We start from the raw sequence: 1,135 nt of genomic DNA on the forward strand, positions 1-1,135 counted from the left end.
GTCCTTATAGCGTCCCCGGATCTTGTGCCCGGGTCTGGCTGCATTCGCTTTCGCTAGACGCCTACCGATATCCCTACCTGAAATTATCCGTGGTATGACTCTGGGTTGCGGGGCTAAACATGGCCTAATTGGGCGGCAAATACCAGACCCGTGTCATATCCGTTCTCAATCTGCCGCTACTGCTGGTCTGGCGGCAGCGCTCATGGTCATGGTTGCGCCGACGGATGCCAGAATGATGCACATGATTGCCAACCATTGTGACAGCGAGAGGTATTCATGAAGGAACAGCAAGCCAGATAGCGCGCCGAAGGCAGGCTCGATACTCATCAGTGTGCCGAAGGTTCTGGCCGGCATGCGGGTAAGCGCGACCATCTCCAGGGTGTAGGGGAGGGCAGTGGACAAGACGGCGACGCCGAGGGCTACGGGGATCAATGACGGGGTCAGCAGAGCGGAACCGGCATGGACAATGCCGATGGGGGCTACGAATAGCGCAGCGATCATCACCCCCAGCGCGGCGGTTTGCACGCCATTGTCGGCCCCGGCCTTTTGGCCAAACAGAATGTACAGTGCCCAGCAGACCCCCGCACCCAAGGCATAACCGGCGCCTACCAGATCGATTCCTGCGGTCGTTTCTCCCGTTGGTATCAGTAACAGCAAGCCGACGGCAGCCAGGGCGATCCACAAAAAATCGATAGCGCGACGCGAGGCGTAGATCGCCACGGCCAGTGGGCCGGTGAATTCAAGAGCCACCGCGATACCCAGCGGGACGGTTTGCAATGACATATAGAAGAGGAAGTTCATGCCGCCCAGCGCCATCCCGTAGACGATGACGGTGCGCAGGGATCTTGCGGTGAGTTTTGCCCGCCATGGACGCAGTATCAGCATCATGATCACGCTGGCAAAAATCAGTCGTAATGTTGTCGTCCCCTGAGGGCCAACAACGGAGAACATGCTTTTGGCCAGGGAGGCTCCGGACTGGATCGACGCCATGGCTATGAGCAGCAGCCCAACCGAGAACAGAGTAGAGGCTAGGCTGCGAGGCTGATCATTCATTGCGTGGCATCGTCCGAAATATAGGAATCAAGGGTATTTCTATTTGTGTTGGGCAATATACTGCGCATTCCCCGCAGGCGCG

1 protein-coding gene is annotated in these 1,135 nt (G+C 57.9%); it reads right to left on the bottom strand.

Features of this window, described 5'->3' with window-relative positions:
- Positions 1 to 165 precede the first annotated feature (165 nt).
- Positions 166 to 1,053 carry a threonine/homoserine exporter RhtA gene (rhtA, locus tag ACXRVY_RS30715; RefSeq protein ID WP_223463478.1) on the bottom strand — a complete coding sequence of 296 codons (888 nt, stop codon included), beginning with the start codon at positions 1,051 to 1,053 and terminating at the stop codon, positions 166 to 168.
- Positions 1,054 to 1,135 lie beyond the last annotated feature (82 nt).

Source organism: Pseudomonas sp. P5_A2_2, from assembly GCF_054177685.1.

Bases quoted from the DNA above. Each gene is read 5' to 3' on its own strand.
- rhtA (WP_223463478.1), bottom strand. From the start codon at position 1,053: ATGAATGATCAGCCTCGCAGCCTAGCCTCTACTCTGTTCTCGGTTGGG.